The organism is Micromonospora sp. NPDC049274 (genome assembly GCF_040678875.1).
Classification (GTDB): domain Bacteria; phylum Actinomycetota; class Actinomycetes; order Mycobacteriales; family Micromonosporaceae; genus Micromonospora.
This window is the reverse complement of sequence record NZ_JBFAQS010000031.1, coordinates 20249-45965: the sequence shown is the minus strand read 5'-3', so window position 1 is coordinate 45965 and position 25717 is coordinate 20249. Positions and strand designations below refer to the sequence as shown.

The 25717-nt window shown below is 71.8% G+C and carries 17 protein-coding genes and 1 pseudogene; 9 read left to right on the top strand and 9 right to left on the bottom strand.

The features are described from left to right. Nucleotides 1-428 precede the first annotated feature (428 nt). The gene (locus tag AB0K10_RS32740; RefSeq protein ID WP_363690035.1) at nt 429-617 is read right to left on the bottom strand and encodes a hypothetical protein; all 189 of its coding nucleotides are present in this window, start codon (nt 615-617) and stop codon (nt 429-431) included. Between the two features lie 19 nt (nt 618-636). On the opposite strand from AB0K10_RS32740, the gene AB0K10_RS32735 reads away from it, so the two are divergent. The 5 genes and pseudogenes from AB0K10_RS32735 (at nt 637) to pulA (ending at nt 8955) form a co-directional block, all read left to right on the top strand. Further along, nucleotides 637-1344: a hypothetical protein gene (locus AB0K10_RS32735; protein WP_234588231.1), complete on the top strand. Its 708-nt coding sequence runs from the start codon at nt 637-639 to the stop codon at nt 1342-1344. Between the two features lie 37 nt (nt 1345-1381). Continuing rightward, a complete protein-coding gene (locus AB0K10_RS32730; RefSeq protein ID WP_363690029.1) occupies nt 1382-1771 on the top strand; it encodes a hypothetical protein in 390 nt (129 codons plus the stop codon). Nucleotides 1772-1906: 135 nt separating this feature from the next. After that, the gene (locus AB0K10_RS32725; protein WP_363690027.1) at nt 1907-2572 is read left to right on the top strand and encodes a hypothetical protein; all 666 of its coding nucleotides are present in this window, start codon (nt 1907-1909) and stop codon (nt 2570-2572) included. Between the two features lie 83 nt (nt 2573-2655). Beyond that, nucleotides 2656-3345, top strand: a complete 690-nt coding sequence (locus AB0K10_RS32720; protein WP_363690025.1) for a cellulose binding domain-containing protein — start codon at nt 2656-2658, stop codon at nt 3343-3345. A 110-nt stretch (nt 3346-3455) separates the two neighbouring features. Next, nucleotides 3456-8955: pseudogene (gene pulA, locus AB0K10_RS32715) on the top strand (pullulanase-type alpha-1,6-glucosidase). Nucleotides 8956-9025: 70 nt separating this feature from the next. Here the strand turns inward: pulA and AB0K10_RS32710 are convergent. The 3 genes from AB0K10_RS32710 to AB0K10_RS32700 all read right to left on the bottom strand — a co-directional run bounded on the left by AB0K10_RS32710 (nt 9026) and on the right by AB0K10_RS32700 (nt 15314). After that, the gene (locus tag AB0K10_RS32710) at nt 9026-10672 is read right to left on the bottom strand and encodes a hypothetical protein (RefSeq protein WP_363690023.1); all 1647 of its coding nucleotides are present in this window, start codon (nt 10670-10672) and stop codon (nt 9026-9028) included. Between the two features lie 299 nt (nt 10673-10971). Next, nucleotides 10972-13008, bottom strand: a complete 2037-nt coding sequence (locus tag AB0K10_RS32705) for a hypothetical protein (RefSeq protein ID WP_363690021.1) — start codon at nt 13006-13008, stop codon at nt 10972-10974. A gap of 824 nt (nt 13009-13832) precedes the next feature. Further along, nucleotides 13833-15314, bottom strand: a complete 1482-nt coding sequence (locus AB0K10_RS32700; RefSeq protein WP_363690019.1) for an aminopeptidase P family protein — start codon at nt 15312-15314, stop codon at nt 13833-13835. A gap of 133 nt (nt 15315-15447) precedes the next feature. Between AB0K10_RS32700 and asnB the strand changes: the two genes are divergently transcribed. Beyond that, nucleotides 15448-17409 carry an asparagine synthase (glutamine-hydrolyzing) gene (gene asnB / locus AB0K10_RS32695; RefSeq protein ID WP_363690017.1) on the top strand — a complete coding sequence of 654 codons (1962 nt, stop codon included), beginning with the start codon at nt 15448-15450 and terminating at the stop codon, nt 17407-17409. 85 nt (nt 17410-17494) lie between these two features. Here the strand turns inward: asnB and AB0K10_RS32690 are convergent, their stop codons facing one another. After that, a complete protein-coding gene (locus AB0K10_RS32690) occupies nt 17495-18643 on the bottom strand; it encodes a lytic polysaccharide monooxygenase (protein ID WP_363690015.1) in 1149 nt (382 codons plus the stop codon). A 476-nt stretch (nt 18644-19119) separates the two neighbouring features. Here AB0K10_RS32690 and AB0K10_RS32685 point away from each other — a divergent pair, with 476 nt between their 5' ends. Continuing rightward, nucleotides 19120-20271 carry an XdhC/CoxI family protein gene (locus tag AB0K10_RS32685; protein ID WP_363690013.1) on the top strand — a complete coding sequence of 384 codons (1152 nt, stop codon included), beginning with the start codon at nt 19120-19122 and terminating at the stop codon, nt 20269-20271. Between the two features lie 101 nt (nt 20272-20372). Then, the gene (locus AB0K10_RS32680; RefSeq protein WP_363690011.1) at nt 20373-21308 is read left to right on the top strand and encodes a carbohydrate kinase; all 936 of its coding nucleotides are present in this window, start codon (nt 20373-20375) and stop codon (nt 21306-21308) included. On the opposite strand, the gene AB0K10_RS32675 is transcribed toward AB0K10_RS32680, so the two are convergent. Together AB0K10_RS32675 and AB0K10_RS32670 are read right to left on the bottom strand one after the other, a co-directional pair. Next, entirely contained in the window at nt 21305-22135 is an 831-nt protein-coding gene (locus tag AB0K10_RS32675) for an MBL fold metallo-hydrolase (protein ID WP_363690009.1), read from the bottom strand. The genes AB0K10_RS32680 and AB0K10_RS32675 overlap by 4 nt on opposite strands. Then, complete coding sequence (locus AB0K10_RS32670) at nt 22132-22536, bottom strand: hotdog domain-containing protein (protein ID WP_363690007.1); 405 nt, start codon at nt 22534-22536, stop codon at nt 22132-22134. Before AB0K10_RS32670 ends, AB0K10_RS32675 begins: the two co-directional genes overlap by 4 nt. Before the next feature lie 126 nt (nt 22537-22662). Between AB0K10_RS32670 and AB0K10_RS32665 the strand changes: the two genes are divergently transcribed. Next, nucleotides 22663-23688 (top strand): phosphatase PAP2 family protein, encoded by a 1026-nt coding sequence (locus AB0K10_RS32665; protein ID WP_363690005.1) that lies wholly within the window; start codon nt 22663-22665, stop codon nt 23686-23688. 18 nt (nt 23689-23706) lie between these two features. Here AB0K10_RS32665 and AB0K10_RS32660 read toward each other — a convergent pair whose 3' ends face one another. Together AB0K10_RS32660 and AB0K10_RS32655 are read right to left on the bottom strand one after the other, a co-directional pair. After that, nucleotides 23707-25143, bottom strand: a complete 1437-nt coding sequence (locus tag AB0K10_RS32660; RefSeq protein ID WP_363690003.1) for a PH domain-containing protein — start codon at nt 25141-25143, stop codon at nt 23707-23709. Between the two features lie 43 nt (nt 25144-25186). Continuing rightward, nucleotides 25187-25708, bottom strand: coding sequence for a PH domain-containing protein (locus tag AB0K10_RS32655; RefSeq protein WP_363690033.1), 522 nt, complete (start codon nt 25706-25708; stop codon nt 25187-25189). Between the last annotated feature and the right edge of the window lie 9 nt (nt 25709-25717).

Genomic DNA, 25717 nt, shown 5'->3' with positions numbered 1-25717 from the left:
GGCGGCTGCCACGCAGGGCCGGCCAGTGGTGCTCGGCCGTGCGGGGGATGTAACCGTGGCGGCCGGTCGGGTGTTCCCGGCGGCTGCCGTGCGCCGCGGCCCGGGGGTCGCGGCGGTCTGCCAGGTATAACGACCCCGCCCGGCCCACGATTCCGCCGCCCGGGTGGCACCGACCACGGGACACGACGGCCGATACCGGACAAATCACCCAGCCGGAAACGGGCATCCGCCCCCCGGCCGGGGTGATCGACTCGGCTTCCGTGAAGTCGGGGTGTCCGGGCGCGTTGGACACCGCGACTTCACGGAACCCGAGTCGATCATGTCCGCGCAGCCCGTGCCGTGGCGAGGTGCGTCGGGGTGCGTCGGGTGTGGGCCCTGTGGTGGCTGTCTGGCGACTGGCCACAGGGGAGGTTTGACCGGCCGGATGGTCAGGCGGGGTCGGCGGGCTTCGCGGCGTCGCCGGCCTGGGCGTGCCGTTCCAGCAGCCGCTGCCTGATCTCCTCCGGCGTGTACGCGCGCCGGCGCCGCTCGGCCCGGGCGATCACCACGCCGGACGCCGCGACCCCGGCCAGGCCGGCGAGCCCGAGGACCTTCCACCACCGCATTCCTTGCCGCATCGGCCTAGGCTAGTCCCTCATGAGCATCAGCCTGGATGAGGCCGTCGAGTTGACCCGCACCGGTGACGTGTGGGTGTTCCGGGGTCGCAGCGTGCCGGACCGGGCGATCCAGTTCACCACGAACAGCCCGGTCAACCACGTCGGGATGGCGGTGGTGCTGGACGACATGCCGCCGCTGATGTGGCACGCGGAGTTGGGCAGGTCGCTGCCGGACCTGTGGTCGGGCACGCACCAGCGCGGTGTGCAGTTGCACGACCTGCGGGACGCGGTCTGCGTGTGGGCCAACCGGTACGGGCAGCGGGCCTGGCTGCGGCAGCTCGACCCGCCGGCGGCCGGGGAAATGGAGCGGGCGGTGCTGCGGACGGTCGCGCGGTTGGACGGCACACCGTTCCCGTCGACCGCGCAGTTGGCGTGGCGGTGGGTACGCGGACGGGTGCCGTCGCTGCCGGGTCCCGGCCGGGCCGCGCTGCGAGCCGTCTCGCGGGCCGCCCAGGCAACCCGGGGCGACTCTGCCGCTCCGGCCAGCGCTGCTGCGCGGGAGCGGGCGTTGGAGACGGCGTACTGCGCCGAGGTGGTGGCGGTGACCTACGAGGCGATGGGCCTGCTGCCCGCCGGTAAGCGTCCGAACTGGTACGACCCGGGGCGGTTCTGGAGTGGTGACGATCTGGGGTTGACCGGTGGCGCCCGGTTGGGTGCGGAGATCGAGGTCCGGGTTCCGCCCCGCTGAGGTTTGGCCCGACGGGTGAGCGGCAATTGCTGTGGTCGTGAACGCCTCCACGGATCTCGACACGCTTACCGGCTTCTTCGACCGGTACGGCGCCGCGATGACCTCGGGCGACCTGCCGTCCCTCGCTGGTTGTTACGCCCTGCCCGGGTTGGTGGTGGCCGACACGTACAGCTTCTCGTTCACGTCGTTGGCAGCGGTCGCGCTGTCCTTCGTGGGCGCGGCACCCGACTACCAGGACCGGGAGCTGATCGCCGCGCACGCCCGTATCGAGGACGTGCAGCCGGTGTCGGCGCTGCTGACGATGGTGTCGGTGGAGTGGGAGTTCCTGGACAGCCGGGGGCACTCGGTGCCGGGGGAGCGGTACCGCTACCTGCTGCGTACGTCGGGTGAGGGTCCGCTCATCTGCACGGTCATCCGGACGGCCTGATCGCGGGCGGACCGTCCACGGGGGTGAGCCGTTTTCCGCATCATGTGGGCCGGTCGGTCCGATCCGTACCCGCCAGGTTTTCGTTCTGGCCGCCGCTGGCTACGCTGTCGCGTCGGTGGGACGAGGGGAGACCTGATGGCGGTGGAGCCGGACGGCGCGGCGGGTCCGCGGACGGCGCGGGTGCTGCTGTCGGTGCCGTGGATCGTGGTGCTGCTCGGCAGCGGGGCGCTTGTGGTGCTGCTGGTGGTGGCGCTGTTGTCGTTCCGCACCCGGGAGCGGGAGAGCGCGCCCCAGGCCGCGCCACCGGTGTTCCTGCCGACCACGCCGGCCACGGCGTCGGCGGCGCCGACGCCGGGCGGGCTGGAGCGGCGCACGGCGTCGCCGCGGCCGTCGCGCAGCAGCCGGACGCCGTCACCGCGCGCCACCACGGGTTCGCCGTCGGCGGCCCGGACGAGCGCCCCGGCGGTCGCGGCGGCGAACGGGGCGGTCACCGCCCGGTACCAGGCCGGTACGGACGGCTGGAACGCGACCGAGGCTGTGCTGTCGCTGACGAACGAGTCGGCCCGGTCGACGGACTGGCGGGTGGAGTTGGCGTTCGAGGACGACATGCGGGGCCTGCGGGTCAGCGGTGAGGCGGGGATCTCGGTGTCGGCGCGGGGTGACGGTGAGTTCGTGCTGAGCGGCGGGGCGGCGCTGGATCCGGGCGACACGCAGACGGTGCGGTTGCGCCTGGCGTGGGACGGGTCGGCGCAGCGGCCGGTGCGGTGCACCGTCAACGGGGTCGACTGCCGCTTCGGCTGAACGGGCCCCGGTGCCGGCGGTGGGCGCTTCCGAGCCGCGCCGTCGGTCGCTACGCTGCCCGGACGGCCCGCTGAGGGAGGTACATGTCCGGCATGCGTCGCGCGCCGCGACCGTCGCGCGGTCCGGCCGCCATCGCGTCGTCGCCGTGGATCGTGGCGTGCGCCGGCCTGGTCGTGATGCTGGTTCTGCTCTTCGTGGCGCTGGGCGCGTACCGGGGGCGTAGTCCGGCTCCCGACGACGGGCCGCCGCCGGCGGGGTTGCCGTTGCCGCAGGTGCCGGTCGTGCCGTCGGATCCGGCGTCGACGCCGCTGGCGGAGCGCTCGCCGGTGCTGCCGGGGCTGTCGCCACGGGCGAGCGGGCTGCCGCTGAACACGCCGGCCATGTCGCGGCCACCGGTTGTCGGTCCGACGGTGGCGCCGACCTCGGCGCGGGCGTCGACCCGGGCGCCGCAGCGGCCGTCCGCGGTGAGCGGGCGGTACCGGGTCGTGCAGAGCTTCGACGGGGGTTTCATCGGCGAGGTGCTGATCGTCAACGCGTCGGGTGCGGCGCACGGCTGGACGGTGCGGTTCGACTTCACCGGCGGGCGGCTGGTGACCGTGTGGGTCGAGGGGGCACCACAGGGGACGCTGCGACAGTCCGACGGGAGCTTCACGTACGTCAGTGGGGTGGACGTGCCGGCCGGTGGGTCGGTGCCGCTGCGGTTCCACCTGGAGCGGGCGTCCACGACACCGCGTGGGTGCACTGTCGACGGGGTGCGCTGCGGCGGGTTCTGAGCTGTGCTTCCGCAAGGATGCTGCTCGGTTACGACTATGTTTGCAAGGTATTGCAGATTGTTTCGGCAAGGGTTAGCGTGCGGCCAATCACGACCAGAGGAAGGCCGTCGATGAAACCCCCGCCGATCCCGCGTACCGCCCTGCTCGCGTTCGTCTGCCTGCTCACCTTCACCCTCGTCGGTACGCCGGATGGCGTGCACCTCGTCGGCGCCGACGCCGACCCCCGACCGTCCGGTGTCGACTCCCTCGCCGCGGCCGGTGCTGTGCAGTGGCGCGACGAGCCCACCGCCGAGGCGCTGCTGTCCGCCGGCGCGGACACCGCGCGTGCCGAGCAGTTCTACTTCGTCCTGCCGGACCGTTTCGCCAACGGTGACCGGCGTAACGACTCCGGTGGCCTGACCGGCGACCGGCTGCGCACCGGACTCGACCCGACCGACAAGGGCTTCTACCACGGCGGTGACCTCAAGGGCGTCATCGACAAGCTGGCCTACATCCAGGGTCTGGGCACCACCGCCATCTGGCTCGCCCCGATCTTCAAGAACCGGCCGGTGCAGGGCACTGGGAATGACGTCTCGGCCGGATACCACGGCTACTGGATCACCGACTTCACCCAGGTCGACCCGCACTTCGGCACCAACGCGCAGCTCAAGGAGCTGGTCTCGCTCGCGCACCGACGCGGCATCAAGATCTACCTCGATGTGATCGTCAACCACACCGCCGACGTGATCAAGTACGCCGAGAACACGTACGCGTACGTGGACAAGGCGACCTCGCCGTACACGGACGCGCAGGGGCGGGCCTTCGAGGACCGCAACTACGCCGACGGCAGCCGGGACTTCCCGACTGTCGACCGGAACTCCGGCCCGTACACGCCGGTCCTTCCCGAGCCGGGTGACGCCACCGTGAAGGTGCCCGCCTGGCTGAACGACGCGACCATGTACCACAACCGGGGTGACTCCACCTTTGCCGGCGAGAACAGCGAGTACGGCGACTTCTTCGGCCTCGACGACCTGTGGACCGAGCGCCCCGAGGTGGTGCGGGGGATGACGAAGGCGTACGGCGACTGGATCGGCGCGACAGGCGTCGACGGGTTCCGGTTGGACACCGTCAAGCACGTCAACATGGACTTCTGGCCGCAGTTCACCCGGGGCGTCGAGCGGGCCGCCGAGAAGGCCGGCAAGAAGGACTTCTTCCTGTTCGGCGAGGTGTACAGCGCCGATCCGGAGATCAGCTCCAGCTACGTCCGTCGGGGCGGCCTGCCGGCCACCCTCGACTTCGCGTTCCAAGAGGCCGCGCGGGGTTACACGGCGGGCGCCGGCTCGGCGAAGGCTCTCGCCGACGTGTACGCCCGCGACGACCTCTACGCCGCCCGGGACACCGACGCGGGCCGGCTGACCACCTTCCTCGGTAACCACGACATGGGCCGGATCGGGTCGTTCATCGCCGGCGGCGGCACCGACCCGACCAGTCACCTGCGCCGCGATCAGCTCGCCCACCAACTGATGTTCCTCACCCGGGGCCAGCCGGTGGTCTACTCCGGTGACGAGCAGGGCTTCACCGGCCCCGGCGGCGACAAGGACGCCCGGCAGGACATGTTCGCGTCCAAGGTCGCCGACTATCTTGACGACGACCTGCTCGGCACCGACCGTACCCACGCCAGCGACCAGTTCGACACCGGCCACCCGCTGTACCGGACGATCGCCGAGCTGGGCCGACTGCGTCAGGCGCACCCGGCGCTGCGCGACGGCATCCAGGTCACCCGGTACGCCGCCGACGGCCCCGGCGTGTTCGCGGCCTCCCGGATCGCCCCCGCCGACCGGACCGAGTACGTGGTGGCGGTGAACAACGCCGCGACCGCGCAGACTGTCACAGTGGACACCTGGTCGGCCGGCGCCACCTTCACCGGCATCTACGGCGGATCGAACCTTGAACAGGCCGGCGGCGACGGCAGGCTCACCGTGACCGTGCCGCCGCTCTCGGCGGCCGTGTACCGGGCGGGCACCCCCATCGCCCGGCCGACCGGCAACCCGGCCGTCACCATCACCACTCCCGCACCGGACGCGTCGGTGGCCACCCGCGCGGCGGTCACCGCGAAGGTGACAGGCGACCCGCTGGCCACCGTCACCGTGGCGGCCCGGGTGGCCGGCGGCAGGTGGACGTTGCTGGGCAGCGCCGACCACGCGCCGTACACCGTGCACCACGACCTCAACGGGTTGGCAGGCGGCACCCGGATCGAGTACCGCGCCGTCGTCCGCGACGGTCGTGGCCGCACCGCGACCGCGCGGTCCGTCGCCGTGGTCGGAACACCCGAGCGGGGCGGGTCCCGGGAGTGGGCGGTGGTGCACTACGAGCGTCCGGCCGGGGGGTACGACGACTGGGGCCTGTACGCGTGGGGTGACATCGACCCGGCGTACGTCACCGAGTGGCCGAAGGGGCAGCCGTTCGCCGGTGAGGACTCCTACGGCCGGTTCGCCTGGGTGAAGCTCAAGCCGGGCGCGAGGTCGGTCGGCTTCGTGGTGGTCGACTCCGACGGCACGAAGGACATCGCCCAGGATCGCAGTATCGACGTCACGGCCACCGGTGAGGTCTGGCTCAAGCAGGGCGACCCGGCGGTCTACCCGACCAGGCAGGCGGCCACCGGTCAACCGGACCCGCCGGTCGAGGAGGGCACCGCGGTCATCCACTACCGGCGGGCCGACGGCAACTACGACGGGTGGGGCCTGCACCTGTGGGACGGGGCGGCCAACCCGACCGAGTGGGCCACCCCGCTCAAACCGACCTCCACCGACGCGTTCGGCGCGGTGTTCCGGGTGCCACTGGCGGCCGGGGCCACCGGGCTGAACTACATCATCCACAACGGCGACACCAAGGATCTGCCCGACGACCAGCGGCTCGACCTCGCCGCCGGCCGGGAGATGTGGTTGCTCGCCGCCACCCCGGGGCGGCTGCTGCCGTCGACCGCGACCAGTGCAGGCGGGGACACCGACATCGGCAAACAGAAGGCGCACTGGATCGACAGGTCCACGGTGGCCTGGCAGACCCCACCGACCGACGGCCGGGTGTACGCCCTGGTGGCCGCCCCGACCGGCGGGGTGAGCGTCGTCGACGGCGAGCTGTCCGGGACGTACACCAGCCTGCCGTTGCGGGCGCAGCGCAACGGGCTCACCGAGGCCCAGCGCGCGGCGTTCCCGCATCTGTGGTCCTACCGGGCCTTCACCCTGGACCGGGGTGACCTGGCGAAGGTGCCGGCGGCGCTGCGGGGGCAGCTGCTGGTCACCGAGCGCGACGCGTCGGGGGCCCTGCTCGCCGCGACCGGCGTGCAGATCCCCGGCGTGCTCGACGACGTGTACTCCCGGGCCACCCAGGTCGCCCTCGGCCCGACCTTCGCCGGTCGGACGCCGAGCCTCGCGCTCTGGGCGCCGACCGCCCGGACGGTGGCGCTGCAACTGTTCGACTCGCCGACCGCCACGCCGAAGACGGTGCCGATGCGCCGCGACGACCGCACCGGCGTCTGGTCGGTGCGCGGCAGCCACGCCTGGACGGGGAAGTACTACCGCTACCAGGTGCAGGCGTGGCAGCCGGCCGCGCAGCGGATGGTCACCGCGTCGGTGACCGACCCGTACTCCGTGGCCCTCGCCGCGGACTCCACGCACAGTCAACTGGTCGACCTGAACGACCCGGCGCTGGCCCCGCCGGGCTGGCGGACGCTGCGCAAACCGGCGGCCGTGCCGGCGTCGAAGGCGCAGATCTCCGAGCTGTCGGTACGCGACTTCTCCATCGCCGACGACACCGTGCCTGCCGAACGCCGGGGCACCTTCCTGGCCTTCACCGACCCCCGAACCGCCGGGATGACCCACCTGCGGGCGTTGGGCGACGCCGGTGTCACCCACCTGCACCTGCTGCCGGCGTTCGACTTCGCGACGATCCCCGAGAGGCGGGCCGACCAGCGCCAGCCGGCCTGCGATCTGGCGGCGCTCCCGCCGGACTCCGAGGAACAGCAGAAGTGCGTCGCGGCGGTCGCGGAGACCGACGGCTACAACTGGGGGTACGACCCGCTGCACTACACAGTCCCGGAGGGCGGGTACGCCGTCGACCCGGTCGGCGCGGCGCGGACCACCGAGTTCCGGCGGATGGTCGCCGGCGTGAACGAGGCCGGCCTGCGGGTGGTCATGGACGTGGTCTACAACCACACCTCGGCGGCAGGCGTCGACGACACGTCCGTGCTCGACCAGGTCGTGCCCGGCTACTACCACCGGCTGTTGGAGGACGGCACGGTCGCCAACTCCACCTGCTGCGCCAACACCGCCCCGGAACACGCGATGATGGGCAAGCTGGTCGTCGACTCGCTTGTCACCTGGGCGAAGCAGTACCGGGTGGACGGCTTCCGCTTCGACCTCATGGGTCACCACCCGAAGGCGAACATCCTGGCCGTACGCGCCGCGCTGGACCGGCTGACCGTCGCCCGCGACGGGGTGGACGGCAAGGCGATCATGCTCTACGGCGAGGGCTGGAACTTCGGCGAGGTCGCCAATGACGCTCGGTTCGTGCAGGCCACCCAGGCCAACATGGCCGGCACCGGCATCGGCACGTTCAACGACCGGCTGCGCGACGCCGTGCGCGGCGGCGGACCGTTCGACGCCAACCCCCGCGTGCAGGGCTTCGCCTCCGGGCTCTACACCGACCCCAACGGCGACCCGGTGAACGGGTCGGCGGCCGAGCAGAAGGCCCGCCTGCTGCACGCCCACGACCTGATCAAGGTGGGTCTCACCGGCAACCTGCGGGACTACCGGTTCACCGACACCGCCGGGCGGCAGGTCACCGGCGCGCAGGTGGACTACAACGGCCTCCCCGGCCGGCTACACGGCGGCGCCCGGGGAGGCCGTCACCTACGTCGACGCGCACGACAACGAGATCCTGTACGACGCGCTGGCGTACAAGCTGCAGCAGGCCACCACCGCTGCGGACCGTGCCCGGATGCAGGTGCTGGCGCTGAGCACCGTGGCGCTGGGGCAGGGCACCGGGTTCGTCACCGCCGGCACCGAACGGCTGCGGTCGAAGTCGTTGGACCGCAACTCGTTCAACTCCGGTGACTGGTTCAACCAGATCCGCTGGGACTGCGCGCGGGGCAACGGGTTCGGTGCCGGCCTGCCGCCGGCGCCTGACAACCAGGACAAGTGGCCGTACGCCAAGCCGCTGCTCGCCGACGCGGCCCTGGTGCCCGACTGCGCGGCAATCACCACCACCGACGCCCGGTACGCCGAACTGCTGCGCATCCGGGCGTCCTCACCGGTGTTCGGGTTGAGCACCGCCGAGCAGGTGCAGCGGCGGGTGGCGTTCCCGCTGTCCGGGGAGCAGGAGACCCCGGGTGTGCTGACCATGACCCTGGACGCCCGTGGCCTGGGCGGGGCGTGGACGTCGCTGACAGTGGTCTTCAACGGCACGCCGGAGACGGCGACGCAGACCGTTACCGGTCTGCGGGGTGCGGACGTGGTGCTGCACCCGGTGCTGGTGAACTCGGCCGATCCGGCGCTGCGGAAGGCGTCGTTCGACCGGGCGGCCGGCACCTTCACCGTACCGGCGCGCGGCGTGGCGGTGTTCGTCCAGAAGTAGCGACGTGAACCGGCCCCCTTCCGCCTGGTGCGGAAGGGGGCCGGCCCGTCGTGCTGGCGCTGCGCCTTGATCAGGCGAAGCAGTTTTCGATGGTGCCGCCCGGGATGGCCAGGCAGTTCGTCGGACGGTTCGCGGTGATCGCGGACTTGTCGTCCACGTTCACCTCGCCGAAGAAGCTGAAGACCCCGCCCGGCTCGAGCGTGGAGAAGTTGTAGGCGACCTTCGACTTCGACAGGTTGACCTCGCCGAAGATGTTGAAGATGCCGCCACCGACCCCGATCGGACCGATCGCCCGGTTGCCGACGACCTCGGTGTCGCGCAGCGTGGTGAGGCTGCCGGCGTTGAAGAGCCCGCCGCCGAAGAAGCCGGCGGTGTTGTCCTTGATGGCACCCTTCTCGAACGTGACAGCGCTGTCGAACGCGATGGCCACGCCGCCGCCGACACCGGCGGTGCTGTTCTTCTCGACCGTGCTGTTGTAGAGGTTGAGCTGGCTGTCCGCCGCAGCGAGACCGCCACCGGCGAGGACTGCGGTGTTCGAGGCGAACTTCGTCTCGTACGCCGTGGTGTTGCCCTCGATGTCGAGGTAGCCACCGCCGAAGCCCAGCGTCTCGTTGTCGGTGATCTCAGCCTTCTTCAGCTCGACGGTCCCGCCGTCGACGTCGTCGGTGAAGATCTCCGCGGCGCCGTTGGAGATACCGCCACCACCGATGACCGCGGTGTTGTCGGTGATCTTCGACTCCTCGACCTTGAGCAGTCCGGCGTTGAAGACACCGCCACCGAAGAAGAAGGCCGTGTTGCGGGTGACGGTGCTGTGCCAGATCTTCGTGGTGCCGAAGTTGGCCACGCCACCGCCGTTGCCGCCCGACTGGTTGAGGACGACCTCGGACTCGAGGATCTCGGCCGTGCCACCCGGCTGGACCAGGATGCCGGCACCGTCGTTCTCGTCCGGCTCCTCGACCAGCGGCGTGACAACGCCAGGCGCCGCCTTCGGCGCGGCCTTCGGCGTCACCTTCGGCGCGGCCTTCAGGCCCGCCTTCGGGTTGGCCTGCCGCGTCGCGAGCGCCTGGTTCAGCGGAACGCCCGCCTTCACCTGCGCCGCGATCGCCTCGGAGTCCGAGTAGGACGCCCAGACGGCCGCCGGCTCGACGGCGTTGTCCAATTCGAGGGTCTGGCCACCCTTGATGGTCAGGCCCTTGATGGTGAGGTGCCCACCGCTGCCGACGTTCAGGATCCGGAAGTAGTCTGCCGTGGCTTCCCGGACGATCGTCGTGTGCTCACCCTTGAGCGTGATGTTCTCGGTGATGATCGGCAGGCCGTTGCCCTCGTAGTCGTTGCGGCTCAGGTTGTAGGTGCAGCCCTTGGCCAGCTCCAGCACACCGCCGTGCTTGTTGTTGGCGAACACGATCGCCTGAATCAGCTTGTCGGTGTCGCAGGGCACCTCCTTCCCGCGCTCGTGGTCCTTGTCGCGGTCCTTGCCCTTGTCCTGGTCCTTGTCCTTGTCCCAGTCGCGGCCCTCGTCGCCGTGCTGGTCGCCGTCCTTGCTGACCTGCGCGGTGTTCCAGTTCAGGCCAACCGCTCCGGCGCTGCCCGCGACGCCTACCGCCGCGAGGCTGATCACGCCCGTCAGACCGGCCACGCCGCTGGCGAGCCAGAGCTTGCGGCGGCTCTTGGCCGTCGCCCGCCCGGAGGCTTCGTTGTTCGTTAGGTAGTTGGACATCGGAGCTCTCTGCCCTCTCCTCGTACCAGACAGGGTCGCCGCCCCCAGGCGGTCGTCCCCTGCTACAAATCGGTTGTAGCTCCCAAAAACACCGTATGAGAATGTTCCTCGCCTCGCGGGCGTATCCGAAACAACCCCACATTAGGTTCATGTTCGCGTTCGCCGGCCGGGAAACCCCGGCCGGACACGCCGCCCCCAAGCCGGGCCGCCGACCCTCTGACCAGCCCAAATGGGTACGCCCCTCCGTGCCGTGACCGGCTCGGAGGGGCGCGCCCTCTATGTGGTTCAGCCCCACCCGATCAGGCGAAGCAGTCCGAAACGTTGAAACAGTTGGTCGGTCGGTTGGCAGTGACCGCGGACTCGTCGTCCAGCAGCACCGTGCCGCCGATGCTGTTGAAGATGCCCCCCGGCTCAAGGGTGGAGAAGTTGTACGCCACAGTCGTCCGGTGGAGTCTGACCTCGCTCCCGTCGGCGTTGACGATGCCGCCGCCGCGGGCGGACGAACCGACGGCCCGGTTGCCCACCACTTCGCTGTCGCGCAGCGTGGTGACGCCGTCGTCGTTGTAGAGGCCGGCGCCCCACAAGACCGAGGTGTTGTCCTTGATCCTGCTGCTCTCGATCGTCGCGACGCTGTCGGAGCTCACGAACAGGCCGCCACCCTCGCGAGCGGTGCTGTTCCTGACCACCGTGGCGTCCTTGAGGGTGAGCTGGCTGTCCGCCACCGCGATGCCACCGCCCTCGAGCACCGCGGTGTTGTCACCAACCGTCGTCTGGTGCAGCGTCGTGGTGCCCTCGACATCCAGCACGCCGCCGCCGAAGCCGAGCGTCTCGTTGTCGGTGACCTCGCTCTTGTAGACCCAGACCGAACCGCCCACAACGCCCTCGCTGCGAATCGCCGGCGCGCCGTTGGAGATGCCACCGCCACCGATGATTCCGGTGTTGTCCTTGACCTTCGACTCGTCGACCTGGAGTACGCCGGCGTTGAAGATGCCGCCGCCGACGAAGAACGCGGTGTTGTGCGCAACCGTCGTCTTGCTGAGCCTGGTGCTGCCGAAGTTGGCCAGCCCGCCGCCGCTGCCGCCGGACTGGTTGTAGAGCAGCTCACTGTCCAGGATCTCCGCCCGGCCCCCGGGCTGTACGAGCACCCCGGCACCGTCGTTGAACCCGGGCTCCTCGACCAGCGGCACGACCGCCGCCGTGCTCGCCGCGGCCGGCGGGGCCTTGGCGATTGTCGCTCCCTGCTGGGCCGGTGCGGTCGCTGACTTGGCCGCTGCCTGCTTGGCGGTTGCCTGCCTGGCTGCCGCTGCCTGCTGGGCCGCCGCCTGCTGGGCCGCCGCCTGCTTGGTCGCTGCCTGCTTGGTCGCTGCCTGCTGGGCCGCCGCCTGCTGGGCCGCCGCCTGCTGGGCCGCCGCCTGCTGGGCCGCCGCCTGCTGGGCCGCCGCCTGCTTGGTCGCTGCCGTGGCCTGGCCGGTTGCCGCCGTCGGCTTGGTTGCCGCTGCCGCTGCCGCTGCCGGTGCCGTCGGCTTGGCTGCCGCTGCCGTGGCCGGGGCGGTTGTCGCCGCGGGCTTCGCTGCCGTGGCCGTTGCCGGCTTGGCTGCGGTGCCGGATGCGGTGGCCGTCGCCGGCTTGGCCGTCGCAGCGGCGGCCCGGACCGAGGCCGAGTACGGCCCCCACACCGTCGCCGGCTCCACGGCCATCGCCTGCTGGATGGTCTGCCCACCCTTGATGCTCAGGCCCTTGAGGGTGAGTTGCCCGCCCGCGCCGACGTTCAGGATGCGGAAGTAGTCGGCGGTGGCCTCACGTCCGATTGTCGTGTGCTCGCCCTTGAGGGTGATGGGCTCGGTGATCACCGGGAGGCCGTTGCCGTCCTGGCTGCGGGTCAGGGTGTACGTGCAACCCTTGGCCAGCTCCAGCACACCGCCGTCGCCGCTGTTGGCGAAGGTGATCGCCTGGATCAGCTTGTCCGAGTCGCAGGGCACCTGCTTGGTGCGGTCCTTCTCGTCCCGTTTGTCGTCCGTGCCGGCGCGGTCCTCGAAGCCGCTCCACTCGCCGTCGCTCCACTCGTCGCCGTTGCCGGCGCTCTCCTTGCCGCTGCTCTCCTTGCCGCCGCCGGTGTTTCCGCCGGCGTCGCTGACGTTCTGCCGATTGGTCGACGGCTGGGCGTCGGACACCCGGTCGGGGGTGGGCTTGTCGTCTCGGGCGGCCACACCACCGAGGGCGGCCAGTCCGACCACCCCGGTCAGGCCGGCGACGCCGGCAACCCACAGGGCCCGTCGTCGTCGTGTCGGCGGAGCCGTCGAGGCTCCGCCGTCGGTACTCGTTACGTCGTTTGACATCAGAGCCTTCCGCCCTTCCTGCTACCAGACGGGGTCGCACCGCCCGCAGCGCCACGACCAGCCACAAATAGGTTGTAGCCTCCGATGCTCACCGTATGAGAACTATCTTCGCGAGGCGGACGTATCCGAGAAAACCCCGCATACGCCTCACGTTAGGTCAGGGACCCGGTAACCGTCCGGGGTGACAGGAAGGGGTGTGAGCAGCCCAAACGCGGGGTCGCGACACTCGTCGCGGGCGGAGCGTGAGGCGCGAGGCACTGTCGCTGCCACCAAGCTGCCACGCGCTGCCGCGGAGCGCCGCCGCGGAGCGCTGCCGCCGAGCGTGATCGACTCGGGTTCCTGGAAAGCGCGCTGTCCGAGCGGGTCGGAGGCCCCGGATTCAAGGAACCCGAGTGGATCTAGGCGAATGCGAGGCGTGACCCACTCCGTTGCGCCGATATCGCGGTATCCCGGCGCCCGGACACCGCAACGTCGGCGATCTGGAGTGGATCAATGCGCCCAGCCGACGTCGGTGGGTCCCGGGCCCGCCAGGCAGGCGCGACCAGATGTGCTGGCGACCCAGGTTCAGCCCGGTCAGCCCAGCACTGGCCGATGGGGCCGGTGCTGGTCCGGCGGGGCCGAGGGCTGGCCGGTGGGGCGGCGCCGTTCTCGGGCGTGATCGACTCGGGTTCCTTGGAAGCGCGCTGTCCGAGCGGGTCGGAAGCCCCGGATTCAAGGAACCCGAGTGGATCTAGGCGAGTGCCTGGGGTGGGGGCAACGCCGCGCCCCTCCCGCCGACGCCCGGAGGTCGGGGTCGAGGGAGGGGCGCGGCTGGCGGCAGGAGGTCAGGCGGGCAGGCGGGGACCTGCTTCGCGCTGCTCGGCCAGCCACGTCTCCACCTCGTCGGCGGTACGCGGCAGGCCGGCGGACAGGTTCACGGCGCCGGTGGCGGTGACGAGTACGTCGTCCTCGATGCGGATGCCGATGCCGCGCAGCTCGGCGGGGACCAGCTCGTCCTCCGGCTGGAAGTACAGGCCCGGCTCGACGGTGAGCACGTAGCCCTCGCCCAGCGCGCCGTCGCGGTACGTCTCCTTGCGGGCGTTCGAGCAGTCGTGCACGTCGATGCCGAGCATGTGGCCGAAGCCGTGCAGCGTCCACCGCCGGTAGACCGAGGACTTCTCGTCCATGGCCTCGTCCACGCTCACCGGCAGCAGGCCCAGGTCGGCCAGGCCCTCGGCGAGCACCCGCATGCAGGTCAGGTGGACGTCCTTGAACTTGACGCCGGGGCGGATGGCGTCGATGCCGGCCTGCTGCGAGGCGTACACGATGTCGTAGACCTGGCGTTGCAGGGCGGTGAACCGGCCGGTGACCGGCAGCACCCGCGTCACGTCGGCGGTGTAGAGGTTGCGGCCCTCGACGCCCATGTCCATCAGCAGCAGGTCACCCGGACGGGTGGCGCCGTGGTTGTGCACCCAGTGCAGGATCGTGGCGTGTTCGCCCGCGCCGACGATCGAGCCGTACCCGACGTCGTTGCCGTCGTGGCGGGCGCGCAGCGCGAAGATTCCCTCCAGCAGACGCTCCGAGACGGCGCGGTCGGCCGGCAGGATCCGGGCCACGTCCTCGAAGCCGCGCACCGTGGCGTCGATGGCGTCCTGGAGCTGGCCGATCTCCCACTCGTCCTTGACCAGCTTCTGCTCCGAGATGGCGATCGCCAGCTCCCGGTCGCGGGGCGGCTGCCCCTCGGCGCGGACCCCGTCGTACGGGCGGACGGCAGCGTCGACCTGGGCGTCGAAGCCGCGCAGCACCCGCGTGCGGCCGGGCGCCAGGTCGGCGAGCGTCGCCTCCAGGCCGGTCAGGTCGGCGGTGGGCAGGCCCAGCTCGGTGGACTTCTCGCCGAGGGTGTGCCGGCGGCCGACCCACAGCTCGCCGTGCCGGCTGCGGAAGAACTCGTCGGTCTCACGGGACGATCGGGGCCGCATGTACAGCGTCGCGTCGTGCCCCGAGCCGTTGGGGCGCAGCACCAGCACGCTGTCCGGGTCGTGGTCACCGGTCAGGTAGGCGAAGTCGCTGCCCGGCCGGAACGGGTAGGCGGTGTCGTTGGCGCGGACCTTCTCGCCGCCGGTCGGGATGACAAGTGTCTCGCCGGGGAAGGCCGCCGACAGCGCGGCGCGGCGCTTGGCGTAGTTGGGCGCCTCGGGACGGGGCGTGACCGGGAGGTCGGTGTCCCGCCAGCCCTGCCGCATGAAGGACAGGAACGCTTCCGGAAAGTCCGGATCGTGCGATTCCGTGCCGTCTGTCGGCGTACCGTCGGTGCGTTCCTCGGTCATTGCGCCGCTCCCTCCGCGTCGTTGCTGGTCCCGACGGTACCGCGTGGCCGGTTCGTGTTGGTGGCGGCCGGGAGCGCTCCGGATCGACGGACGGCTGCGACGGGCCGACGGACCGCGTGGAAAGATGACCACCATGTGCGGACTCCTGGCCTTCTTCAGCGCGAACGGTAACGCCGCCGCGCACCGCGACCACATCGCCGGAGCATTGGAATGCCTGCACCACCGCGGCCCCGACGAGACAGGGGTCGAGGTGGTCGGTGACGCCTCCGGCCGGTACGCGGACGGCGTGTTCGCCCACAAGCGGCTCGCCATCATCGACGTCGCGTCGAGTCACGAGCCGCTGCCCTACGCGAACGGCCGTTACCTGCTCACCTTCAACGGTGAGATCTACAACTACATCGAGCTGCGCGACGAGCTCGTCCGGAACTTCGGCGCGCAGTTCGCCACCGCCGGTGACGGCGAGGTGATCGTCGCCGGCTACCACTTCTGGGGCGAGCAGGTGCTCACCCGCCTGCGCGGCATGTTCGCCTTCGTCATCTGGGACCGGCAGGAACGGCGCGCGTTCGGCGCCCGCGACTACTTCGGCATCAAGCCGCTGCACTACCTGGAGACCGCCGACGGCCTGTACCTGGCGTCGGAGAAGAAGGCGCTGCTGCCGTTCGCGCACAGCAACTACCAGGGCGACGCGGGTGTCGACGCGGCGAACCTGAGCCACTACCTGACCCTGCAGTACGTTCCGGAGCCCGGCACCCTGCACAAGGGCATCAGCCGTATCGGTTCGGGGGAGTACCTGAGCTGGACCCCGGGTGGGCGCATCGACGTACGCCGGTGGTACCGGCCGGTGTTCCGGCCCGCGCCTGTCGACGACGAGCAGAAGCTGTACCACGAGATCCGGGAGACGCTGCGCGAGAGCGTCCGCATGCACATGCGCTCCGACGTGCCGGTCGGCTCGTTCCTGTCCAGCGGCATCGACTCGACGGCTGTCGTCGCGCTGGCCCGCGAGTTCAACCCGAACATCCTCACCTTCACTGTCGGCTACGACGTGCCGGGCTATTCGGAGATCGACGTCGCGCAGGAGTCGGCCCGGCACCTGGACGTCACCACCATCCCCACCAAGATCGGTCCGCAGGACATGATCGACGCGCTGCCGAAGATCGTCTGGCACCTGGACGACCCGGTGGCGGACCCGGCGCTGGTGCCGCTCTACTTCGTGGCGAAGAAGGCCGCCGAGCACGTCACCGTGGTGCTCTCCGGTGAGGGCGCGGACGAGTTCTTCGGCGGTTACACGATCTACCGGGAGCCGTTGTCGCTCGGCACCGTCAACGGCCTGCCCGGTGGGGTGCAGAAGGGGCTGCGCGCCGTCTCCAAGGCGATCCCGCAGGGGGTCAAGGGCAAGAGCTTCCTGGAGCGCGGCACCACCCCGATCGAGGAGCGCTACTACGGCAACGCGCGGATGTTCACCGAGGAGGAGAAGCAGCACCTGATGCGGCGCTACGACCCCTCGGTGCGCTACACCGACGTGACCGCCCCGATCTACGCCGAGTGCACCGAGCTGGACGACGTCACCAAGATGCAGTACGTCGACCTCTACACCTGGTTGCGCGGTGACATCCTGGTCAAGGCCGACCGGATCTCGATGTCGCACTCGCTGGAGGTGCGGGTGCCGTTCCTCGACCGTGAGGTCTTCGACGTCGCGGCGAAGATCCCGGTGGACCTGAAGCTGCCGCCGCGCTCGGACGCCACCAAGTACGCCATGCGTCAGGCGTTGCAGGGTGTCGTGCCGCCGGCGATCGTCAACCGCAAGAAGCTGGGCTTCCCGACGCCCACCCGGGTCTGGCTGCGCGGCGAGATGTACGAGTGGGCCCGGCACGTGCTGAGCACCTCAGGCGCGGGCGACCTGCTCGACCTGTCGTACGCGCTGCGGTTGCTCGACGAGCACAAGCGGGAGGAGGCCGACCACTCCCGCAAGGTGTGGACGGTGCTGATCTTCTGCATCTGGCACGCCATCTTCGTGGCCAAGACGCTCGACCCGGGCATCCAGCGCAACCAGTCCGCCCTGCTGACGAAGCCGGTGGTCGGTTCCATGGTCCGCTGACCCCGTCCCACCCTGTCGATCAAGAGGTTTGCGTCACCCGGAATCGCTCGGGTGACGCAAACCTCTTGATCATTTCAGGGAAACCTCAGCGGCGAGCGCAGCTGACGGTCGGAATGCCGTTCGTTCCTGTGCTGCTCGCCAGGAAGCCGAACGTGGTGGTGCCCTCCGGTGCGATGGTGCCGTTGTACCCGACGTTCGTCGCCGTCACCGAAGCGCCGGACGTCGTCTGGGTGGCGCTCCAGATCTGATTGATCGCCTGCCCGTTGGGCCAGGTCCAGCTCGCGGTCCAGCCGGCGAACGGCGTACTGCCGTGGTTCATGATCGTGACTTCCCCCTGGAAGCCGCCCTGCCAGGCGCTTGTCACCTTGTAGACGGCCATGCAGTCGCTGCCACCCGGCGGCGGGGTGGTCGGCGGCGCGGTGGTCGGTGGCGCCGTCGTCGGCGGAGCGGTCGTCGGCGGAGCGGTCGTCGGCGGCGCCGTGGTCGGGGGCGCGGTGGTGGGCGGCGGAGTGGTCGGGTTCGAGCCGCCCGGACCCACGCCTGTCACCTGACCGCTGCCGCCGTCGAAGGTCACGTCGGAGCAGCCGAAGAAGTTCTCCTGCGAGTCCGAGCGCACCCAGCGGGAGTAGATGATGTGCCGGCCGCTCTTGCCCGACGGGAGGTTGCCGCTGAAGTAGTAGTGCCCGTCGTTGGTGCCGACGCTGCCGCGCTGCGGCGGGTTGGTCACCGTCAGGAACGGCTCCTCCAGGTCACTCCAGGCCAGCGCCCGGGTCGGGCTCCAGCTGTCCTTGGTGACGTAGAAGTAGAAGGTGCCCGGGTGGTGCGCCCAGTTGCTGTACCGGAAGTCCAGCCGCGCGCCGGAGGTCAGGTGGGTCAGCGGCCAGTCGGTGCGCGCCAGGTCGTAGCCCTTGTAACCGGGGTTGCCGCCACTGCACAGTTGCCCGTCCGGAATGAAGCCGGTGGTCCGACCGCCGGCGTCCGAGCGCAGCACGCTGAACCAGTTGTAGAGCGAGTTCGCCCCGCTCTGCGCCACCGCGGCGGAGCACGCCGGGTTGTTCGGCCTGACCTCGCCGGTCTGGCTCAGGCCGTCCTGCCAGCAGAGGTAGGTACGGCTGCCCGGTGTCATCGCCGCGCCGTGCGCGGCTGCCGGTTGCGGACTGGACGCCAGGGCGACGGCGCCCAGAGCGAAGGTTAGGGCCGCGGTGAGCACTGCGGCCGTACGGGAACGGTTCACGGGTTCTCCTGACTCGCGAGGCGTGCCGCCCAGGCCGCCCCGCCGCAATCGGGTGGGGTGTGGTGTCGTCGCAGCGCCGTGGGGGCGGGTACGACGATCACCGTGACGTGCCCCGGCAGAAGATCGGCCAGCGGACACACGCCATCAACGGTCCTGTCCTGGACCGGTGCCCTCGCGTTGAACTCAACCCGGCAACCGGCGGCGCGGCAGCCCTCGCACCGCCCGGTACGCGTCATCCCATCACGCCACCGCCGTCAGCGCAATAGTCGATCCTCGATGTGTCAAACACGGCTGGTGCGGCCCGCGGGCTCGCCCGTCTCCCGATCGGATCGACGGGTTCTCTCCTATAGTGATGATCTGCATCCCCACGGCGACGAGGACCGTCCGGGCAGATCTCCCGCCTCGGCGCGGCGCACCTCGCCCCGTCGGTCGTACGACGGGACCGGCCGGCGGCGAGACGAAGGAGGCGGCAGCGCGTGCCCGACGTGTTCGACGAGCTGCACCGCCGCTGCCGCGCCGGCGAGACGGTGGCCCTGGCTACCGTCGTGGCCACCTGGCGGTCCGCGCCGCAGCCGCCCGGCGCCGCCATGCTCGTGGCCGCCGACGGCACGGTCACCGGCAGCGTCTCCGGCGGCTGCGTCGAGGCCGACCTCTACGAGCGCGCCCGCCACGTGCTCGACACCGGCGTACCTGAGTTCGTCCACTACGGCGTCAGCGACGACGAGGCGTACGCCGTGGGGCTGACCTGCGGCGGGATGCTCGACGTGTTCGTGGAGCGGATCGACGACGGCGCCCTCGCGCAGCTCGACGCGGTCGCCGCCGCGCGGCGGGCCGGCGAACCCGCCGCGGTCGTCACCTGCGTGGCGGCCGACGCCGGCGACTCCCCGGGCGGGACGCCTACCGACCCGGCGGGGCGACTGGGTCGACGGCTGGCGCTCACCGGGGGGCAGGTGACCGGCTCGCTCGGCGACGACCGGCTGGACGACGCCGCGGCCGACGACGCGCTCGGGCTGCTCGCCGCCGGGCACAGCGGCGTGCTCCGGTACGGCTACCACGGGCAGCGCCGGGGCGCCGGCCTCAGCCTCTTCGTGGCCGCGTACGCCACCGCGCCCCGGATGATCGTCTTCGGGGCGATCGACTTCGCGGCCGCGGTGGCCCGGATCGGCGCGTTCCTCGGCTACCGGGTGACCGTCTGCGACGCCCGGGCCGTCTTCGCCACCGGCCGGCGCTTCCCGGACGCGCACGAGGTGGTGGTGCAGTGGCCGCACCGCTACCTGCGGGCCGAGGTCGACGCCGGCCGGATCGACGCGCGCACAGTCGTCTGCGTGCTCACCCACGACCCGAAGTTCGACGTGCCGCTGCTGGCGCTGGCCCTGCGCCAGCAGGTGGCGTACGTCGGTGCGATGGGGTCGCGGCGCACCCACGACGAGCGGCACAAGCTGCTGCGCGAGGCAGGGCTCAGCCCGGAGCAGCTCGATCGGCTCGCCTCACCGATCGGGTTGGACCTCGGTGGGCGTACACCCGAGGAGACCGCGGTGAGCGTAGCCGCGCAGATCGTCGCGGCCCGCTGGGGTGGCAGCGGCCGGCCCCTGTCCGCGCTCGACGGGCCGATCCACCACGCCGGCTGATCGCGGCGCCGCGTCTTCGCCGCTCACCGGGCCGCGCGCTGTGCCAGCCTGGTTCCAGGCGGCCGTCGTGGCCGGCGGCGGGCGACGACGAGGGGGCTCCGATGGGGTACGCGGTGGTGCTCGGCGAGGCGCTCGTCGACCTGCTCGACACCGAACGTGACGGGGAACGGGTCTACCGGCAGGCGATCGGCGGTGGGCCGCTCAACGTCGCCGTCGGGGTGACCCGGCTCGGCGGTGCGGCGCAGTTCGTCGGCTCGCTCGGCGACGACGTGCTGAGCGGGCGCATCCGCGGCTTCCTGACCGAGGTCGGCGTCGGTGTCGCCGGTGCGGTCACGGTGCCGGCGCCGACCACGCTCGCGGTGGTCACCTACGCCGGGCCGGAACCCGACTTCCGCTTCTACGGCGAGCCGCCCTCCTACGGCCTGCTCGGCCCCGACGACCTGGACGTGACGCTGGTCCAGGGCGCGGACGTGCTCTACTGCGGCTCCGTCGTGCTGCTGCGACCCGACACCCTGGCCGCCGCGCGCCGGGCCTGGTCGCTCGCCGCCGGGCTGCGCGTCTTCGACCCGAACGTACGCCCCCGCCTGCTGGACGGGCCGGCCGCGCTGGACGGGCTGCGCGAGGTGGTGGCCGAGTTCGCCGCGGGCGCGCACCTGGTCAAGCTGAGTACCGCCGACGCCGAGCTGCTCTACCCGGGCGAGCCGGTCGAGGGGGTGGCCGCGTACCTGCGGGAGCTGGGCGCGGCCACGGTGGTGGTGACGCTCGGCGCGGCCGGCGCGGTGCTGGCCGCCGCCGGCGCCGACCCGGTACGGGTGCCCGCCCCCAAGGTCAACGCGATCGACGCCACAGGCGCCGGCGACTCGGTCATGGCCGCGCTGATCGCCGACCTGCTCCTCGACGGCGAGCCGGACGACCCGGCGGCCTGGGTCGAGCGGGTGGCCTTCGCGCTGCGGGTGGCGGGCCTGGTCTGCGAGTCCCCGGGCGGTGCCACCGCCATGCCCACCCGCACCGACGTCACCCGCCGCTTCGGTCGTTAGGACGTGCCGTTGAGTTCGATGTAGCCGCGGCGGGCGGCGATCAGGGCCGCGCGGGCGCCGAAGGGCGCCTCGGCGGCCACCCGCTCCGGCGGCGCGTCGCCGGTGTGCGCGGCCCGGATCAGCCAGGCCAGTCGCACCAGCTCGGCGTGCTGGGCGTGGACGAACCCGACGTCCACCGGGTCGCCGTGGCCCGGCACGACCACGGTGCGCGCTGTCGTCAGCCGCAGCAGGTCCGCGACCGCGTCCGGCCACTGCAGGGGGTACGAGTCCTCGAAGGCGGGCGGGCCGCTCTGCTCCACCAGATCACCGGCGACCAGCACGTCCGCGTCGGGCACGTGCACCACCAGGTCGGCGTCGGTGTGCCCGCGCCCCGGGTGCCGCAGCAGCACCCGCCGGCCGCCCAGGTCGAGCGTCGTCTCGGTGTGCACCGGGTGCGTCGGAGCGAGCAGCGGGGTGTCGGCCAGCTCGGCAGCCAGCTCCGGGTGCTCCGTACGCACCTCCTCGTACGCCTCCCGGCGCAGCCGCTCCGGCTCCTCGCGCAGGGCCGCGGCGGCCCGCTCGTGGGCGTACACCGGGCGGGGTGGGTCCCCGGCCAGGACGGCGTTGCCGAAGCAGTGGTCGTAGTGGTGGTGGGTGTTGACAAGCGTCAGCGGGCGATCGGTGACCCGCCCGACGGCGGCGGCCAGCTCCGTGGCCTGCCGGGCGGAGGAGAGCGTGTCCACCAGCAGCGCCTCGTCGTCGCCGACGACCAGTGTGACGTTGACCCGCAGCAGGGGTTCGCGCAGCACGTACACCCGGTCGGCGACCTCGGCGAACCCGGCGCTCATGACGACCGCCCGGCCCGGTCGACGAAGCGTTGCCGATCCACCACGATCCGGTCGACCCGGCCCCGGGCCACCGTCTGGTCGCCGTCGGCGACGGTGACCTCGAACGACAACCGGCGACCGTCGACAGTCGCCAGCAGCGCCTGCGCCCGCACCGTGCGCCCGACCACTGTCGGCGCGAGGTGCTCCAACTCGACCCGGGTGCCCACCGTGGTCGACCCGGCCGGCAGGGTGGCCGCCGTGGCCGCGACGGTGGCCGCCTCGGCCAGCGCGAGCACCCGGGGTGTGCCCAGCACCGGTACGTCCCCCGAACCGACCGCCTGGGCGGTGTCCGTTTCGGTGACTGTCAGTTCGACCTGGGCGGTCAGACCCGGCGCGAGGGCCGGCTCGGGCTGCTCCTGCATGGTCGTCAGCCTAGGTGTTCGCCGGATGCGTCGGGCACGCGCCCGGCGATCCGGGCGCACCCGTGGACAGCCGCTGCGGGTGGTCCCCGTCGGTCGATGCCGTACCCGTCGTTAACCTTGACCGCGATGGCCGTCGTGACTGACCCCCAGCCCCCCGCCCGGACCGACCCGCCCGCGTCCCCGGACGGGGGCCGTCGGCGCATCGTCGCCATGACGGTCTGGGCGGTCGCCTTCGTCGCCGCCTGGCTCGCGATCGGGCTGCCCACCGACCCGGCGTACGCCTTCGTCTGGATCTGGTTGGCGACGATCGCCTGGAACAGCGAGCGGCCGTGGCGCAGCCACCTGCGCTTCGCCCGGGACTGGGTGCCTGTGGTCCTGCTGTTCGTCGTCTACAACCTGTCGCGCGGGTTCGCCGACAACGGCTCCACCCCGCACGCGATGGAGTTGATCGTCGCCGACCGGTTCATGTTCGGCTGGGCCACCGGCGGGGAGGTGCCCACCGTCTGGTTGCAGGAGCACCTCTACTTCCCGCAGGTGCACTGGTGGGACGTCGCCGCGAGCTGGGTGTACTTCTCCCACTTCGTGGTGACGCTGGCCGCCGCCGCGGTGCTGTGGCTGCGGGACCGGCACCGCTGGGCCGCGTACATGCGTCGCTGGGGTTTCCTGTGCGCCGCCGGCCTGGCCACGTACTTCCTCTACCCGGCCGCCCCGCCCTGGTGGGCCGCGCAGAACGGCCTGCTCACCGAGGTCGCCCGGATCTCCACCCGGGGCTGGAAGGCGTTCGGCATGCACGGCGCCGGCAACGTGCTCAACGCCGGCCAGATCGCTTCGAACCCGGTCGCCGCGATGCCGTCGCTGCACACCGCCTGGGCGCTGTTCGTGGTGCTGTTCTTCCTGCGCACCACCCGCCGCCGCTGGTGGCCGCTGCTGCTCGCGTACCCCCTGGCGATGACCTTCACCCTGGTCTACTCCGGTGAGCACTACGTGATCGACGTGCTGGTGGGCTGGACGTACGTCGGGCTCACCTACCTGGTAGTCGGCCTAGCCGAGCGAGCCTGGCGCGCCCGCCACCCCCGCCACCCCGAACCCCCCACCCACGACCCCGTCGATCATGAAGTTATTGCCGTCCCGACCGGCGTGTCGAGGCAATAACTTCATGATCGACGCGGTCTAGGGGGTTGCGCGGGCCGCGTGCGCGCGGGTTGTCAGCTCGGCTGCCAGGGCCCATGCCTCGGACAGGTCGCGGTCCTGGGCTGTCGCGCCCGAACCGCCCGCCGTGTCCGCGTGTACGGTCGCCAGGCCCAGCCGGCGCTGCACCGGCCCCTGCACCACCCGCACGCTCTGGATCCGCGCGTACGGCACGATCGCCACCTGCCGGGTGAGAAGTCCGGACCGGGTGGCGAAGACCCGGTCGAACAGGCCCGCACCGAGCGCGCCGCGCCCGAGTGGATGCAGCCAGCGCGTCCGGGGCGGTGGTGGGCTCAGCGCCAACGCGTCCAGGCGTACGCCCGGCAGCACCTCGGCGACGATCATCGTGGCGGTCGGCAGGTCGCCGACCGGCAGCAGTCGGTCCGGCCGGTTGCGGTCGTCGGCCTCCGCCACGGAGTAGCCGGCCACCTCCAACCGCAGGCGCAGCCAGTCGTTGACCCGCCACAGCAGCGGCCAGGTGGCCCGCACGGTCTGGACGCGGTCCAGTGGCACGGTCTGCGCGCGCGTCTCCAGCAGGCCGTTGTGCACCCGCAGGATGCCGCCGTCGCGGGCCAGTCGGAAGTTCCAGTCGTCGAGGACCCGGCGGATCGGTTGCAGCAGCACGCCGGCCATCGCGGTCAGCGTGCTCGCCACCGCGACGAACGACCACGAGCCGGCGGTGACGAACTGCAGCACGACGAAGGCCAGGCCGAACGGCAGCAGGAACGCCTGCGGGGTGAGCAACTGACTGACCAGCAGGTTCCTGTTGCGTACCGCGTGCAGCGGCCGGCCCGGCGCGGCCGCCGCTGTCCCGGGTTCCGTCGGGACGGCGGTGACGCCGGGCGGGGGTGGCGGCGTCGTCCGCCCGGCGAGCGCCAGCAGGCGCTCGCGCAGGCGGGCCGCGTCGGCCACCAGAAGGTACGCCAGCGGCGCCTCGGTCTTGCCCCCACCGACCACCTCCAGGCGCAGCTCGGCCAGGCCGGTGAGCTGGGCGAGCAGGGGCCGGACCACCTCCACGGCCTGCAACCGCTCCAGCGGGATGGCCCGGGTACGCCGCCAGAGCAGCCCCTCGTGCACCCGCAGTTCGCGGCCCACCACGTGGTAGCCGGTGTTGTACCAGCTGATCACCGACAGCACTGTCGCGCCGATCGCCAGCACCGCCACCATCGCCGCGAACCAGCCGAAGCCCACCCGCGACAGTGTCGACCAGGACAGGCCCGCGATCACCACGACAAGCGACTTGGCACCGTGCAGCAGGGGGCTGAGCGGGTGCAGTCGCTGCCGTGGCTCGCCGTCACCTCCGCCCGGCGACGCCGGCCAGCTGTGTGCCGCCCCGGGCGGTCCGGCGGGGTGCGGTGGGCCAAGCGGTCCTGCCGGTAGCGGCGGCCGGGTGCCCGGCTCGGCGGGGCCGTCGCTCATCGGGCCGGCTCTCGTCGGCGCCGACGGTCGCCCGCGCGGGCGGTCACAGGCCCTCCGCCCGGTCCTCGCCGAGCGCGGTGAGCCGGTCGCGAAGCCGGGACGCCTCCGCCGGACGCAGGCCCGGCACCCGCGCGTCGCTGGCGGCCGCCGCCGTGTGCAACTGCACGGTGGCTAGGTCGAAGGCACGCTCCAGCGGGCCGGCGCTCACGTCGACGAACTGCATGCGGGAGTACGGGACGATGGACAACCGCCGGACCAGCAGCCCGTGCCGCACCAGCAGGTCGTTGTCGCGCTCGGCGTAACCCCAGGCGCGTACGGCGCGGACGACGGCCGTGGCCCGCCACACGCCGAGCACCACCACGAGAGCCAGGGCGAGCCCGAACAGCCAGTGGCCGCTCAGCGCCCAGCCGACCGCGGTCACCGCCAGACCGACGGCCACCACGACGGCGAGCCGGATCAGCTCCACCCAGATCAGGTCGGTGGAGATCGGCTGCCACTGGACGGTGTCCGGCCAGGGCTCCAGCGGCCCCCGCCCCGACGACTGGGGGCCGGAACGGGTCAGCATGCCGGGGTC

Bases quoted from the DNA above. Each gene is read 5' to 3' on its own strand.
- AB0K10_RS32740 (WP_363690035.1), bottom strand. From the start codon at position 617: ATGCGGCAAGGAATGCGGTGGTGGAAGGTCCTCGGGCTCGCCGGCCTG.
- AB0K10_RS32735 (WP_234588231.1), top strand. From the start codon at position 637: ATGAGCATCAGCCTGGATGAGGCCGTCGAGTTGACCCGCACCGGTGAC.
- AB0K10_RS32725 (WP_363690027.1), top strand. From the start codon at position 1,907: ATGGCGGTGGAGCCGGACGGCGCGGCGGGTCCGCGGACGGCGCGGGTG.
- AB0K10_RS32720 (WP_363690025.1), top strand. From the start codon at position 2,656: ATGTCCGGCATGCGTCGCGCGCCGCGACCGTCGCGCGGTCCGGCCGCC.
- AB0K10_RS32710 (WP_363690023.1), bottom strand. From the start codon at position 10,672: ATGTCCAACTACCTAACGAACAACGAAGCCTCCGGGCGGGCGACGGCC.
- AB0K10_RS32705 (WP_363690021.1), bottom strand. From the start codon at position 13,008: ATGTCAAACGACGTAACGAGTACCGACGGCGGAGCCTCGACGGCTCCG.
- AB0K10_RS32700 (WP_363690019.1), bottom strand. From the start codon at position 15,314: ATGACCGAGGAACGCACCGACGGTACGCCGACAGACGGCACGGAATCG.
- asnB (WP_363690017.1), top strand. From the start codon at position 15,448: ATGTGCGGACTCCTGGCCTTCTTCAGCGCGAACGGTAACGCCGCCGCG.
- AB0K10_RS32680 (WP_363690011.1), top strand. From the start codon at position 20,373: ATGGGGTACGCGGTGGTGCTCGGCGAGGCGCTCGTCGACCTGCTCGAC.
- AB0K10_RS32675 (WP_363690009.1), bottom strand. From the start codon at position 22,135: ATGAGCGCCGGGTTCGCCGAGGTCGCCGACCGGGTGTACGTGCTGCGC.
- AB0K10_RS32670 (WP_363690007.1), bottom strand. From the start codon at position 22,536: ATGCAGGAGCAGCCCGAGCCGGCCCTCGCGCCGGGTCTGACCGCCCAG.
- AB0K10_RS32665 (WP_363690005.1), top strand. From the start codon at position 22,663: ATGGCCGTCGTGACTGACCCCCAGCCCCCCGCCCGGACCGACCCGCCC.
- AB0K10_RS32660 (WP_363690003.1), bottom strand. From the start codon at position 25,143: ATGAGCGACGGCCCCGCCGAGCCGGGCACCCGGCCGCCGCTACCGGCA.
- AB0K10_RS32655 (WP_363690033.1), bottom strand. From the start codon at position 25,708: ATGCTGACCCGTTCCGGCCCCCAGTCGTCGGGGCGGGGGCCGCTGGAG.